The following is a 13,909-nucleotide window of genomic DNA, read 5'->3' as shown; positions in this document are numbered from 1 at the left end:
TTGCCGGTATACTTATGCGCAACAAACGAACAGTTTTAATCGCAACATGGAATACAAAACAGGAGGTTTTACATGTTCATCGTCATCCCTATTTTAATCTTCGTGGCGCTGGTGATCGTCGCCGCCGGCGTCAAAATCGTTCCGCAGGGCTACCAGTGGACGGTGGAACGTTTTGGTCGATATACCACGACGCTGCAGCCGGGCTTAAGCCTGGTCGTGCCGTTTATGGACCGCATTGGCCGCAAAATCAATATGATGGAGCAGGTCCTCGATATTCCGTCTCAGGAGGTTATCTCCCGGGATAACGCCAATGTCACCATCGATGCGGTCTGCTTTATTCAGGTGATTGACGCGCCGAAAGCGGCTTACGAGGTCAGCAACCTTGAGTTAGCCATCATAAACCTCACGATGACGAATATTCGAACCGTGCTGGGTTCAATGGAGCTGGACGAAATGCTCTCCCAGCGCGACAGCATCAATACCCGCCTGCTGCACATCGTCGATGAAGCCACCAACCCCTGGGGTATTAAAGTTACGCGTATTGAGATCCGCGACGTGCGCCCGCCAGCAGAGTTGATCACCTCCATGAACGCCCAGATGAAGGCCGAGCGAACCAAGCGCGCCTACATTCTGGAGGCCGAGGGGGTACGTCAGGCGGAGATCCTGAAGGCTGAAGGGGAAAAACAGTCGCAGATCCTGAAAGCTGAAGGCGAACGCCAGTCGGCCTTCTTACAGGCTGAAGCCCGTGAACGTTCGGCGGAAGCTGAAGCCCGCGCCACGAAAATGGTTTCGGAAGCTATCGCAGCCGGGGATATCCAGGCGGTTAACTACTTTGTGGCGCAGAAGTACACCGAGGCGCTGCAGGCTATAGGCTCGGCGGATAACAGCAAGGTGGTGATGATGCCGCTGGATGCCAGCAGCCTGATGGGTTCGATCGGCGGGATCGCGGAACTGATTAAAAACAGCGGCAACGAGCGCAAATGATGATCGAGATGATTGCTGCACATCCGCACGTTTTCTGGCTTAGCCTCGGCGGCCTGCTGCTGGCGGCAGAGATGCTCGGCGGCAACGGCTATCTGCTGTGGAGCGGCGTGGCGGCCGTTATCACCGGGCTGCTGGTGTGGATCTTACCGTTCGACTGGGCATGGCAGGGGGTGCTGTTTGCCCTGCTGACCCTGATTGCCGCCTGGCTCTGGTGGCGCTGGCTCTCAAGGCAGGTGCGCGCCCAGAAGCCCGCCGATGCCCGGCTCAACCAGCGAGGAAAACAGCTGGTGGGGATGCAGTTTACCCTGGACACCGCCCTGGTTAACGGGCGCGGTCATATGCGTGTCGGCGACAGTTCGTGGCCGGTTATTGCCGACGAGGATTTAAGCGTCGGCACCAAAGTTGAGGTGGTGGCCGTAGAGGGTATTACCCTTCGCGTCCGGGCCCTTTCCCGATAAGAACAGGAATAGCATGATGGTCAGGAAGACAACGCTGGCACTCAGCGTTAGCGCCTTACTGGCGAGCGCCGCTCCGGCATTTGCCTCATTTGATATGGAAGACTGCAACTGGAGCGATGAGCACTGTCTGCTGAAAGGCGACCCGGTGCTGACGCCCGGTAACGACTCCCGCGATAACCTGCTGCGCCTGCTGAGCGAAGCCAAATCCTTTGCCCTGCCCGTGCAGTCGATGCCTGTGGATATCACCCGCTCCCGGGATTTCTATTTTGCTTACCACCCGGAGTGGGATGACCCGGAAGATCCTGTCACCCCAGCCGCGGACAAACCCGCTGAAGAGAGCCTTCTCAATCAGCAGCTGGCCGCATTGCAGCTCGGGGCCGTCGACACCCGGCAGGACAGCGAGCAGGAAAACCGCTTCGTCTCGAACAGTGCCGACAGCCTCAGCCAGTTTTTTGCCGCGCTGCTGGCCGACGACGCGCTGACGGCGGAACAGCGCCATGTCCTGGGGCAGGCGCGTCTGGGGCTTTACTCCGGCGCAACCGATGAGCAGATCTCCGCCTCCCTGACGACCCTTCCTGCCCACTCTTCTGCCCTGCTGTATCAAACTTATCTGACCGGGGCGGCCCGTTTTTATGCCGGAGATTACGAGGAGGCGGAACGGGCGTTTACCTCGCTTGTCGACAGCGATCGTCCGTGGCTGGCAGAGACCGCGGGCTATATGCTGATGCGCACGGCGCTGAACAAAAGCAGCCAGAACAGCACCGGAGAGTATGGCGATTTTGATATCGACCGCATCGACCGTCCGGCCGCTGAACAGGCGCAGAAAGCGGCCCAGGCTTACCTCCAGCGCTGGCCGGAGGGGCGTTACGCCGATTCGGCGCGCGGTATGCTGCGCCGCATCAACTGGTATCTGCAGGCGTGGCCGCAGCTGGCAGGGCTATACGAGCAGCGGTTCCAGCAGGCTGAGAATGCTGAGGCGCTGCGCGGCCTGGTGACCGAATACGATAATGTCTACGGCATGCAGTTCTACGGTCGTGCCGTGCGGGAAGCCTTCCCCGACGCGCCGCAGGTCAGCTATATCGAACTGCTGCGCGCCCTTCGCCTGAACAGCGACGAGAAACCGACCCTGACGCAGGACGATCTCAACAGCAGCAAACCGGCGTTTGAACAGAGCGGCAAGCTGGCGCTGTGGCGCAATTTACAGTTGAACCTGTGGCAGGCGACGAATAACCCTGCCGCCATCCTTCAGGCCGTTAAACCGGCAGAAAGACTCCCGGCGCACGACATTGTCGCCTTCAGCGAGCAGGTACTGTACGGCGACGCGCTGATGGCGCAAAAGCAGTGGCCTGAGGCGCGTGATTTCTGGCTTAAGCTGCTGAAACTCAGCCAGGATGCTGAACAGCAGCAGTACGTGCAGTCCAGACTAGCGGCCACCCTGGTCTATAGCGGTAATCCAGAGGCGATCTTTGCCGCGGATAGCGCCATCACCAGCCTGCGTTATCGCTCCCGGGTGCTGAAAGCGGTAGCCTCGCCTGAGCGGTTACGTCAGCAGGCCAGTCAGGGACCCAACAATGAAGAGCGGACCATTGCGCTGCATACCCTGCTGGTGCGCGATTTAACGGAGAACCGCTTTAGCGACTGGTTAAATGACAGAAAGCTCGCCAGCGCGATAACCTCGCCAGTCATTGGCAAAGCGTTTGACGATGTTAACCTGAGCGTATTTGACTGGAACGGCGATGCCGCCGAAGCCGGTTACGTCTGTCGAAGCCTGGACCAAACGGTGCAGGTGCTCAGCCAGAACGCCGCAGATGCCCATGCCCTGAACTGTCTGGGCGAGTTTTTCCGCACAACCAATACCCATGTCGATCTGTGGAAAGAGAGTGCGGGCAACGGTCTGCTGGAGGCGGCCATCCACCGCAAAGAACCCTACGGGCAGTTCGACAGACAGGCTTACTACCAGCAGGTCATCACCTCACCAAAGGCAGAACATGAAGATAAGAGCTATGCGCTCTATCGGGCCATCATGTGCTACGCCCCGTCCGGCTATAACGAATGTGGCGGAACCGATGTGGACAAAGCCCAGCGCAAAGGCTGGTTCTCGCAGTTAAAAACGCAGTATCCGGGCAGTCCGTGGGCGCAAAAACTCAAATACTACTGGTAGCCGCGCTGCTGGCCGGAGAGGCGCAGGCGGCAGAAATCGTTACCGCCCACGAGCATCCGGCCTTCTGGCTCTGGTCAGGGGTGAAGGCCAGCGACGCACTGAAAGAGGCGCAAACGGTCTATCTCCATCAGGGCGAAGTGCTGGCCCAGCCCGATGAGGTGGTGTTTCAGCGCCTCGGCCTGCCGGTCAGTCGCCTGGCCTTTCCCTCCATCTGGCTGACCGTGCGCTTTACCACCCTGGAGGTGCCGCCGACCATCGTGCCGAGAATTGTCCGCCTGATGCAGCGCTGGCAGGCCGCAGGGAATCAGGTCGTGGGGTTACAGATCGATTTTGATGCCGCTACCCACCAGCTGGCAGACTACGCGCGCTTTTTGCGTACACTTCGCCAGCAGCTGCCGCCGGAGTTTGCGCTGGGGGTGACCGGGCTACTGGACTGGGCGAAAACCGGCGATGTCGCCACGCTGAATAGCCTGGCAGTGGATGAGCTGGTGATCCAGAGCTATCAGGGCCGCCACACGGTAGACAATTATCAGGCCTATCTACCCGCGCTTGCCCGGCTGCGCATTCCCTTCAAGCTCGGGCTGGTACAAAACGGCCAGCGGGATGTGCAGGCCGAAGCGCAACTGCAAAAATCTCCCTGGTATCGCGGGACGGTGGTGTTTATGCTCAACCCGGCCCGGCGTTAAGCCTTCACCTTACGGTGACAGCAGCCGGAGAGATTATCGATGATCGGGCAGTCGGCGCTCTCATCCCCCGGGCAGCTCTCGGCCAGGGCCAGCAGCCGATCGCGCATCGCCTGTAGCTCTACAATATGCCGCTCAATTTCAGCCACCTTATCCAGCGTCCGGCTTTTTACATCGGCGCTGTGGCGGGCAGGATCGTTAAACAGCGTCACCAGATCCCCGCACTCATCCAGATTGAACCCTACCTGACGCGCCTGGCGCAGCAGCGTGAGTTCATCAAGGTGCTTTTGCGTATAGCTCCGGTAGCCGTTCTCACTGCGCAGCGGCGGTGTCACCAGCCCTTTCTCTTCGTAAAAACGAATCGCTTTGCTGGTTAAGCCAGTTTTTTTGGCAACATCACTGATATTCACGTTTCCCCCTTGACCTTCCCCTTGATGGAAGGTTTAACCTTGATAACAGTTAGATGAAAGTGTCTCTCCGGTCAATATCTGGCTGGAGATTTATAAGGAGCTAATTATGTCTCAAACCATCGATCTGACACTGGACGGCCTCTCCTGCGGCCACTGTGTCAAACGCGTTAAAGAGAGTCTGGAGCAACGCCCGGACGTTGAGCATGCAGAGGTGACCATCGAGCACGCGGTCGTTACCGGCAGCGCCAGCGCCGATGCCCTGATCGACACCATCAAACAGGCCGGGTACGGTGCGGCGTTAAGCCACCCAAAGGCTGATCCGCTGACAGCGTCAACAACTCCGTCGGAAGCACTGACAGCGGACCCCTCTGAGCTTCCGGCAGCTCACGACAGTGATGACAGCCAACAGCTGTTGATCAACGGCATGAGCTGCGCCAGCTGCGTCACCCGGGTGCAGGATGCCCTGCAGGCGGTTCCGGGTGTGGCACAGGCACGGGTCAATCTGGCGGAACGCACTGCGCTGGTGATGGGCAGTGCTTCCGCCGCTGATTTAGTGCAGGCCGTTGAGAAAGCGGGCTACGGCGCCGAAGCGATTGAGGATGACATCGAACGGCGGGCGCGCCAGCAGGAGACGGCCATCGCCACCATGAAACGTTTTCGCTGGCAGGCGATTGTCGCCCTGCTGGTAGGTATCCCGGTGATGGGCTGGGGTATGCTCGGCGACAACATGATGGTCACCGACGATAACCGCACGCTGTGGCTGGCGATCGGCGTGCTCACCCTCGGCGTGATGATCGTCGCCGGCGGCCACTTTTATACCAGCGCCTGGAAGAGCCTGAAAAACCGCACCGCCACCATGGACACGCTGGTGGCGCTGGGTACCGGCGCGGCGTGGCTCTACTCGATGAGCGTAAACCTCTGGCCACAGTGGTTCCCGATGGAAGCGCGCCATCTCTACTATGAAGCCAGCGCCATGATCATCGGCCTGATCAACTTAGGCCATATGCTGGAGGCGCGGGCCCGGCAGCGTTCGTCGAAAGCGCTGGAAAGATTACTCGATTTAACACCGCCCACCGCCCGGGTGGTAACGGAGAGCGGCGAACAAAGCGTGCCGCTGGCAGAGGTTGAAGCAGGCATGATCCTGCGCCTGACCACCGGGGATCGCGTCCCGGTGGACGGGGAGATCACCCAGGGCGAAGCCTGGTTTGACGAGGCGATGCTCACCGGCGAGCCGGTACCGCAGCAGAAAAGCGACGGGGAGAGCGTTCATGCCGGTACTGTCGTGCAGGATGGCAGCGTGCTGTTCCGCGCCAGCGCCGTCGGCAGTCACACCACGCTGTCGCGCATTATTCGGATGGTGCGCCAGGCCCAGAGCAGCAAACCGGAGATCGGCAAGCTGGCGGATAAAATCTCTGCCATTTTCGTGCCGGTGGTGGTGGGTATCGCCCTGTTCAGCGCCGCTATCTGGTACTTTTTTGGCCCCGCGCCGCAGATTGTTTACACCCTGGTGATCGCCACCACGGTGCTGATTATCGCCTGCCCTTGCGCCCTGGGGCTGGCGACGCCGATGTCGATTATCTCCGGCGTCGGACGTGCCGCGGAGTCGGGCGTGCTGGTGCGCGACGCCGACGCCCTGCAACGCGCCAGCACTCTGGATACGCTGGTCTTTGATAAAACCGGCACCCTGACCGAAGGTAAACCGCAGGTGGTTGCCGTCCATACCCTGGGTGGGATCGACGAAGCTGCCGCCCTCAATCTGGCAGGCGCACTTGAGCAGGGCTCCAGCCACCCGCTGGCGCGGGCGATTCTGGATAAAGCGGAGCGCGCGCTCGCCCAGGTAGATAACTTCCGCACCCTGCGTGGCCTTGGCGTCAGCGGCGAGGTGGACAACCGCACCCTGCTGCTCGGTAATCAGGCGCTGCTTGCGGAAAATGGCATTGATACCAGCGCGCTGGATGAACATCTGCACACCTGGGCCACCAGGGGCGCAACGCCGGTGTTGCTGGCGATTGACGGGCGGGCCGCGGCGCTGTTTGCCATCCGCGATCCGCTGCGCGCAGACAGCGTGACCGCACTGCAACGCCTGCACCGGGAGGGTTATCGTCTGGTGATGTTGACCGGCGATAACGCCACTACCGCACAGGCTATCGCCAGGGAAGCTGGCATTGATGAGGTGATTGCGGGCGTCCTGCCGGATGGCAAGGCGGAGGCGATTATCAAACTGCAGAAGCAGGGGCGCCGGGTGGCGATGGTTGGCGACGGCATCAACGATGCCCCGGCGCTGGCACAGGCCGATGTCGGAATTGCCATGGGCGGCGGCAGCGATGTCGCTATCGAAACGGCGGCGATAACCCTGATGCGCCACAGTCTGACCGGCGTGGCCGACGCGCTCGCCATCTCGAAAGCGACGCTGCGCAACATGAAGCAGAATTTGCTGGGGGCCTTTATCTACAACGCCTTCGGTATTCCTGTCGCCGCCGGGATCTTATGGCCGCTGACCGGCACGCTGCTGAACCCGGTAGTGGCGGGTGCCGCCATGGCCCTCTCCTCTATTACCGTGGTCAGCAACGCCAACCGCCTGTTGCGCTTTAAACCTAAAGCCTGAGGTGGTCGCAGGACAAGGACGTCTTGCGCCACTCCTCCCCACGCGCTAGCATGAATTTTTCATCAGGGAGCGCGTATGGGTCTGTTTCAACGTCTGAAAGCATCGTTTCGCGCCCTCTTCCCCCGCCGCTATCGCTGGCCTGGTCTTGATATCACCCTTCCCGGCGGACAGCATCTGCATCTGGTCGGCAGTATCCATATGGGTACGCGGGATATGTCTCCCCTGCCCGATGGCCTGGTTACCCGCTTGCATCATGCCGACGCGCTGATCGTCGAAGCGGATATCTCCGGGGATGAGTCGCCCTTCGCAGGACTTGCGATCCCGCCTCCGCTGGCGGAGCGTATCAGCCCGACCCAGCTTACGGAACTGCAACGGGTCGCCGGGGAGCTTGGATTATCGCTTAATCAGCTTGAGAGCCAGCCGCTGTGGCAGATCGCTATGGTGTTGCAGGCTACCCAGGCGCAGCGGTTAGGGCTGCGGGGAGATTACGGCATCGATTACCAATTGCTGAATGCCGCGCGCACGCAGAACCTACCGGTCATTGAGCTGGAAGGGGCGGCCAGCCAGATCGCCCTGCTGCGCCAGATGCCAGACGACGGTTTGCTGCTGCTGGAAGATACCCTGACTCACTGGCACACCAATGCCCGCCTGCTGCAAACCATGGTGAGCTGGTGGCTGGATTCCCCCCCTGTCGTCGACAAGCTGGCGCTTCCGGCGACCTTCAGCGAGTCGCTGTATGATGTGCTGATGCATGAGCGTAATCAGGCGTGGTGCGAAAAGCTGCACGCGTTGCCGGCTGGGCGGTATGTGGTGGCGGTGGGGGCGTTGCATCTGTACGGCGAGGGGAATTTGCCGTCGCTGCTGAGATAAAAAAGTGGCCAATATTTCTATTGGCCCGTCAAAGAGGAATTTCATCATTGTTATTATGCCGGAGGAGACCTCCGGTTCAGCAGATTGTCGCTCAAAGTGACCATCACTGCCAACACTATTGCGCAAGATGGTGCTATTTTTTAGCCGCTTTTGAGGCGTATTCTTAAGGCGTTTATTGTCCGGGCCAAGAAGGATTGCTATGACTCCCGCCGTTAAATTACTCGAAAAAAACAAGATTCCGTTTCGGATCCACAGCTATGACCACGATCCGGCTGAAACCAATTTTGGTGATGAAGTGGTGCGTAAACTGGGTCTGAATGCGGATCAGGTCTATAAAACGTTGCTGGTCGCGGTGAATGGCGATATGAAACACCTCGCCGTGGCGGTGACGCCGGTTGCCAGTCAGCTGGATCTGAAGAAAGTGGCCAAAGCGCTGGGCGCCAAAAAGGTGGATATGGCCGACCCGATGGTGGCGCAACGCACCACGGGGTATCTGGTGGGGGGAATTAGCCCGCTGGGGCAGAAGAAGCGCCTGCCGACGCTGATTGATGCACCTTCACAGGCGTTTGAGACGATCTATATTTCCGGCGGCAAGCGCGGGATGGATATTGAGCTGGCGGCGAGCGATCTGGCGAAAATGCTGGATGCGCAGTTTGCGGATATCGCGCGTCGGGATTAAAAAAACGCCGGGTGGCGCTGCGCTTACCCGGCCTACAAAACCCAAAAACCGTTAAAACCGTAGGCCGGGTAAGGCGAAGCCGCCACCCGGCACTGACGGCGCTTACTGCCAGCTCACTTCACCCTGCGGTTCATAGGCATTTACATCCAGCGGTGAGTTCTGCTGGATGTATTGCTTCAGCACCTCGGCATCAATAAAGCCGGTATTCACATAGCCTGGTTTGTCGTCGATATGCGGATAACCATCGCCGCCGGTGGCGTTGAAGCTCAGGGTCGCCATACGGTAGGTTTTCGCCGGATCAACCGGTTCACCCTTGATCTTCAGGTCGTTGAGCACCCCACCTTTCGCCACAAAGCTCACGTTGGCAAACTGCGGATAGGCACCGGAGTCCGGTTTCATCTGCGCCACCGCGGTGAGATAGTCGGTAACCTCTTTACCGCTCATATCGACATAGACCAGCACGTTGCCGAACGGCTGCACCTTGAGGACATCTTTATAGGTGATATCGCCGCCCTCAATGGAGTCGCGGATGCCGCCGCCGCTCATCACCGCAAAATCGGCATTGGTGCGCGCCATCTGGGCGGCCAGGATCAGATGGCCCATATTGGTCTGCACGAAGCGCACCTTGCTGCGATCGCCTTCCAGTCTGCCATTGAGCGTACCGATCTTCACATCCAGCTGCGCTTTACCTTTATTCTGGAACGGCGTCAGCAGGGAGAGCATCTGTGGGTTTTCCGCAATTTCTGGCGTATAGAGAACGCGCTCGCTCTGGCCATTATCGTAGGTCACCTTCTTCTTCAGGTTGACCGGGATGAGCTGGTAGTGAACCAGCTTCATCTCGCCGTTACGGAATTCGAAATCGGCCCGGCCCACATATTTGCCCCACTCGTGCGCCTGCACAATCCAGATCCCGTTCTGCTTATCGGGCGCGCACGGCGTGCCTGGCACATAGTCCACCTGCTTTTTATTTTCCGAGGCCATGCAGACCGGATCCTGGGAGTGCCCCCCCACGATCATCGCCAGGGAGCCCGCCGGCAGGCTACGCGCCATCTCGACATCCCCTGGCGCGTTCGAGCCGTGCTCGCCATTATCGTAATGACCCATATGGGTAGTGGCGATAATCACGTCCGGCTTTTCGTTCTGCTGCAACTCCTGGATCACCAGCTTCGCTTCGTCAGCCGGCTTACGGAATTCGATATCGGTGAAATATTCCGGGTTGCCAATTTTCGCCGTGTCGTCGGTGGTCAGCCCCACCACCGCAATTTTAATATCCTGGCGTTTGAAAATGGCCCAGGGTTTAAATAAGCGTTCGCCGGTGCTTTTCTGATAAATATTGGCGGAGAGGAACGGAAATTTGGCCCACTTCTCCTGCTGGCGTAATACTTCGATGGGATTATCAAACTCATGGTTGCCCACGGCCATCGCATCGTAGCCAATCAAATTCATGCCGCGAAAATCGGGTTCCGCGTCCTGTAAATCTGATTCCGGCACGCCGGTATTAATGTCGCCGCCGGAGAGGAGCAGCACGCTGCCGCCTTTTGCCGCCACCTCTTTACGGATCCCATCCACCAGCGTTTTCTGTGCCGAAAGGCCATATTCGCCATATTCGCTGCGCCAGAAGTGGCCGTGGTGATCGTTGGTATGCAGGATGGTGATGTTATAGGTTTTATCTTTTTCCCAGGCCTGGGCCGGCAGGCTGATCAGCCCACACGCCGCAATGATTGCCAGCGCGACGCCTCGCTTCATTAACTTCATTTCTTCACTCCCTGATGCATAGACAAACGCAAAAATTACAATGAGTAATCAGAATAGACAAATATGTTTTCAGAATTGCGACTTTCCTCAAATGTCGGGGACAGGTATGTTAGGCGGATAATAATTACATCCTGCACTTCCTATAACAATCGACGTGGTATTTATGGCAATCAGTGAATCTACTCCACCGGTGTCGGCTGCTAAGGCTCGCACCTCATTTGGTATTCTTGGCGCAATCAGTCTTTCGCATCTGCTGAACGATATGATCCAGTCGCTTATTCTGGCGATCTACCCCTTATTGCAGTCCGAGTTCTCTCTTACCTTCGTGCAGATCGGCATGATCACCCTCACCTTCCAGCTGGCGTCGTCGCTGCTACAACCGGTGGTGGGCTACTGGACGGACAAATACCCGATGCCGTGGTCGCTGCCCATTGGTATGTGCTTTACCCTGAGCGGCCTGATCCTGCTGGCGATGGCCGGGAGCTTTGAAGGGGTACTGGTGGCCGCCGCGCTGGTGGGCACCGGCTCGTCGGTATTTCACCCGGAGTCGTCCCGCGTGGCACGTATGGCCTCCGGTGGCCGTCACGGGCTGGCGCAGTCGCTGTTCCAGGTGGGCGGTAACTTCGGCAGCTCCCTCGGCCCGCTGTTGGCGGCGGTAATTATTGCCCCCTATGGAAAAGGAAACGTGGCCTGGTTTGTGCTGGCTGCGCTGCTGGCGATTGTGGTGCTGGCGCAAATCAGCCGCTGGTACGCCGCCCAGCACCGGGTTAATAAGGGCAAACCAAAAGCGCCGGTTATCAATCCCCTTCCCCGTAACAAGGTTATTCTGGCGGTCAGCATTCTGCTGATGCTGATTTTCTCCAAATATTTCTATATGGCGAGCATCAGCAGCTATTACACCTTTTACCTGATGGAAAAATTCGGATTATCGGTACAAAACGCCCAGTTTCATCTCTTCGCCTTCCTGTTTGCCGTTGCCGCCGGAACCGTTATTGGTGGGCCATTGGGTGACAAAATCGGGCGTAAATATGTGATTTGGGGCTCTATCCTTGGCGTTGCGCCCTTCACGCTTATTTTGCCCTACGCAACCCTGTGGTGGACGGGTATTTTAACCGTGATCATTGGTTTTATCCTCGCCTCTGCGTTTTCTGCCATTCTGGTCTATGCCCAGGAGCTGCTTCCGGGGCGTATCGGCATGGTTTCCGGGCTGTTTTTTGGTTTTGCTTTTGGCATGGGTGGCCTTGGTGCAGCGGTATTAGGCTTGATTGCAGACCATACCAGCATCTTCCTGGTCTACAAAATCTGCGCTTTCCTGCCGCTTCTCGGGATGTTGACTATATTCCTGCCTGATAACCGGCATAACGCCTGATTTATTGGCGGTCAATCTTCCGGTTTGGCCGCGCCCTCTCCTTATACCATCAGCCTTTCTTTACTTTCCTTCTGAAAATTCCCCGCCCAGGCTTCCGTTTCTCCTTTATTGCTGTTTTTACCAAAATTCAATGATTATTCATAAACGTAATCATTAATTTTGTCATAAACTATTACACAGCTTTTTGGTTTCCCGACCAAAAATGGCGTCATACAGCAACGAAAGGAGACGGAATGCACCACGCCACACCGCTTATCACCACCATTGTTGGTGGACTTGTACTCGCTTTTATTCTCGGCATGATTGCCAACAAACTGCGTATTTCCCCTCTGGTGGGCTATTTATTGGCGGGCGTGTTAGCCGGACCTTTTACCCCAGGTTTTGTTGCTGATACGAAACTCGCCCCGGAGCTGGCAGAGCTTGGCGTGATCCTGCTGATGTTCGGTGTGGGTTTGCATTTCTCCCTGAAGGATTTGATGGCGGTAAAGTCCATCGCCATTCCCGGCGCGATCGCCCAGATAGCCGTGGCGACGTTGTTGGGTATGGCGCTTTCCGCGGTGCTGGGCTGGCCGCTGATGACCGGCATCGTGTTTGGGCTCTGTCTTTCTACCGCCAGTACCGTGGTACTGCTGCGCGCGCTTGAAGAGAGACAGCTGATTGACAGCCAGCGGGGGCAGATCGCCATCGGCTGGCTGATTGTTGAAGATCTGGTGATGGTCTTAACCCTGGTGCTGCTGCCTGCCATCGCCGGCATGCTGGAAAAAGAGAATGTCGGTTTAGCCTCGCTGGCGCTCGATATGAGTATTACCATCGGTAAGGTAGTGGCGTTTATTGCCATTATGATGCTGGTGGGCCGCCGCCTGGTGCCGTGGATCCTCGCCCGTAGCGCAGCGACCGGCTCGCGTGAACTGTTCACCCTCTCGGTGCTGGCGCTGGCGTTGGGTATTGCGTTCGGGGCCGTGGAGCTGTTCGACGTCTCCTTCGCGCTGGGGGCTTTCTTTGCCGGTATGGTGCTGAACGAATCGGAGCTGAGCCACCGTGCCGCCCACGATACCCTGCCCCTGCGCGACGCCTTTGCAGTGCTGTTCTTCGTCTCGGTAGGGATGCTGTTCAATCCGATGATCCTCATTGAACAGCCGCTGGCGGTGCTCGGCACGCTGGCCATCATTATCTTCGGTAAGTCACTCGCCGCTTTCTTCCTGGTGCGCATGTTCGGCCACTCGCCGCGTACCGCGCTGACTATTGCCGCCAGTCTCGCCCAGATTGGTGAATTTGCCTTTATTCTCGCCGGGCTGGGCATGGCGCTGGATCTGCTGCCGCAGGCCGGGCAAAACCTGGTGCTGGCGGGGGCGATCCTCTCAATTATGCTGAACCCGATACTGTTCGCGCTGCTGGAAAAATACCTCGATAAAACCGAAATCCTGGACGATCAGACGCTGGAAGAGGCCATTGAGGATGAGAAGCAGATCCCGGTGGATATCTGTAACCACGCCCTGCTGGTGGGTTTTGGCCGCGTCGGCAGCCTGCTGGGTGAGAAGCTGATGGCCCAGGGCATTCCGCTGGTGGTGATTGAAAACTCCCGTACCCGCGTGGATGAGTTGCGCGCACGCGGGATCCGGGCGGTGCTGGGGAATGCGGCGAACGAAGAGATCATGAATCTGGCGCATCTGGACTGCGCGCGCTGGCTGCTGCTGACCATTCCCAACGGCTATGAAGCGGGTGAGATTGTCGCCTCGGCGCGCGAAAAGTGTCCGGATATTGAAATTATTGCCCGCGCCCATTACGACGACGAGGTGGATTACATCACCGAGCGTGGCGCGAATCAGGTGGTGATGGGTGAGCGTGAAATTGCCAATACGATGCTGGCGCTGCTGGATAAGGCGCCGGTGATGGGGTAAAAAAAAAGCCTGCTGGCGCTTCGCTTAGCAGGCCTGG

At 58.2% G+C, this 13,909-nt stretch carries 11 protein-coding genes; 9 read left to right on the top strand and 2 right to left on the bottom strand.

Going from position 1 to position 13,909, the window contains the following annotated elements:
- Window positions 1-72: 72 nt before the first annotated feature.
- From ACOKCT_RS15810 to ACOKCT_RS15795, 4 genes are read left to right on the top strand one after another with little or no spacing between them, the layout of a single operon-like run.
- Window positions 73-984, top strand: coding sequence for an SPFH domain-containing protein (locus ACOKCT_RS15810; RefSeq protein WP_103178526.1), 912 nt, complete (start codon window positions 73-75; stop codon window positions 982-984).
- Window positions 984-1,442, top strand: coding sequence for an NfeD family protein (locus ACOKCT_RS15805; protein ID WP_214422573.1), 459 nt, complete (start codon window positions 984-986; stop codon window positions 1,440-1,442). Before ACOKCT_RS15810 ends, ACOKCT_RS15805 begins: the two co-directional genes overlap by 1 nt.
- A 16-nt stretch (window positions 1,443-1,458) precedes the next feature.
- Window positions 1,459-3,603 carry a hypothetical protein gene (locus tag ACOKCT_RS15800; protein WP_420193669.1) on the top strand — a complete coding sequence of 715 codons (2,145 nt, stop codon included), beginning with the start codon at window positions 1,459-1,461 and terminating at the stop codon, window positions 3,601-3,603.
- Window positions 3,573-4,289, top strand: a complete 717-nt coding sequence (locus ACOKCT_RS15795; RefSeq protein ID WP_103178524.1) for a DUF3142 domain-containing protein — start codon at window positions 3,573-3,575, stop codon at window positions 4,287-4,289. Before ACOKCT_RS15800 ends, ACOKCT_RS15795 begins: the two co-directional genes overlap by 31 nt.
- Here ACOKCT_RS15795 and cueR read toward each other — a convergent pair.
- Entirely contained in the window at window positions 4,286-4,696 is a 411-nt protein-coding gene (cueR, locus tag ACOKCT_RS15790; protein ID WP_103824084.1) for a Cu(I)-responsive transcriptional regulator, read from the bottom strand. The two genes, ACOKCT_RS15795 and cueR, sit on opposite strands and share 4 nt — an antisense overlap.
- A 106-nt stretch (window positions 4,697-4,802) precedes the next feature.
- Here cueR and copA point away from each other — a divergent pair, with 106 nt between their 5' ends.
- The 3 genes from copA (at window position 4,803) to ybaK (ending at window position 8,850) form a co-directional block, all read left to right on the top strand.
- The gene (gene copA, locus ACOKCT_RS15785; RefSeq protein WP_159339725.1) at window positions 4,803-7,301 is read left to right on the top strand and encodes a copper-exporting P-type ATPase CopA; all 2,499 of its coding nucleotides are present in this window, start codon (window positions 4,803-4,805) and stop codon (window positions 7,299-7,301) included.
- Window positions 7,302-7,376: 75 nt separating this feature from the next.
- A complete protein-coding gene (locus tag ACOKCT_RS15780; protein ID WP_103178521.1) occupies window positions 7,377-8,171 on the top strand; it encodes a TraB/GumN family protein in 795 nt (264 codons plus the stop codon).
- Between the two features lie 199 nt (window positions 8,172-8,370).
- Window positions 8,371-8,850, top strand: coding sequence for a Cys-tRNA(Pro)/Cys-tRNA(Cys) deacylase YbaK (ybaK, locus tag ACOKCT_RS15775; RefSeq protein ID WP_103178520.1), 480 nt, complete (start codon window positions 8,371-8,373; stop codon window positions 8,848-8,850).
- Window positions 8,851-8,952: 102 nt separating this feature from the next.
- On the opposite strand, the gene ushA is transcribed toward ybaK, so the two are convergent.
- Window positions 8,953-10,605, bottom strand: coding sequence for a bifunctional UDP-sugar hydrolase/5'-nucleotidase UshA (gene ushA, locus ACOKCT_RS15770; RefSeq protein WP_103178519.1), 1,653 nt, complete (start codon window positions 10,603-10,605; stop codon window positions 8,953-8,955).
- 163 nt (window positions 10,606-10,768) lie between these two features.
- Between ushA and ACOKCT_RS15765 the strand changes: the two genes are divergently transcribed.
- Both ACOKCT_RS15765 and ybaL read left to right on the top strand, forming a co-directional pair.
- Window positions 10,769-11,974 carry an MFS transporter gene (locus tag ACOKCT_RS15765; RefSeq protein WP_159339724.1) on the top strand — a complete coding sequence of 402 codons (1,206 nt, stop codon included), beginning with the start codon at window positions 10,769-10,771 and terminating at the stop codon, window positions 11,972-11,974.
- Window positions 11,975-12,207: 233 nt separating this feature from the next.
- The gene (ybaL, locus tag ACOKCT_RS15760; protein WP_103178517.1) at window positions 12,208-13,872 is read left to right on the top strand and encodes a YbaL family putative K(+) efflux transporter; all 1,665 of its coding nucleotides are present in this window, start codon (window positions 12,208-12,210) and stop codon (window positions 13,870-13,872) included.
- Window positions 13,873-13,909: the final 37 nt, after the last annotated feature.

The sequence above is a fragment of the Leclercia sp. M-A074-M genome (genome assembly GCF_965195605.1).
Classification (GTDB): Bacteria; Pseudomonadota; Gammaproteobacteria; order Enterobacterales; family Enterobacteriaceae; genus Enterobacter.
Note: the sequence above shows the minus strand (reverse complement) of the source record. Positions and strands in the feature narration are given on the sequence as shown.

Excerpts from the sequence above, each read along its gene's own strand:
- ACOKCT_RS15810 (WP_103178526.1), top strand. The coding sequence starts at position 73 with ATGTTCATCGTCATCCCTATTTTAATCTTCGTGGCGCTGGTGATCGTC.
- ACOKCT_RS15780 (WP_103178521.1), top strand. The coding sequence starts at position 7,377 with ATGGGTCTGTTTCAACGTCTGAAAGCATCGTTTCGCGCCCTCTTCCCC.
- copA (WP_159339725.1), top strand. The coding sequence starts at position 4,803 with ATGTCTCAAACCATCGATCTGACACTGGACGGCCTCTCCTGCGGCCAC.
- ACOKCT_RS15800 (WP_420193669.1), top strand. The coding sequence starts at position 1,459 with ATGGTCAGGAAGACAACGCTGGCACTCAGCGTTAGCGCCTTACTGGCG.
- ACOKCT_RS15765 (WP_159339724.1), top strand. The coding sequence starts at position 10,769 with ATGGCAATCAGTGAATCTACTCCACCGGTGTCGGCTGCTAAGGCTCGC.
- ybaK (WP_103178520.1), top strand. The coding sequence starts at position 8,371 with ATGACTCCCGCCGTTAAATTACTCGAAAAAAACAAGATTCCGTTTCGG.
- ybaL (WP_103178517.1), top strand. The coding sequence starts at position 12,208 with ATGCACCACGCCACACCGCTTATCACCACCATTGTTGGTGGACTTGTA.
- ACOKCT_RS15805 (WP_214422573.1), top strand. The coding sequence starts at position 984 with ATGATCGAGATGATTGCTGCACATCCGCACGTTTTCTGGCTTAGCCTC.
- ushA (WP_103178519.1), bottom strand. The coding sequence starts at position 10,605 with ATGAAGTTAATGAAGCGAGGCGTCGCGCTGGCAATCATTGCGGCGTGT.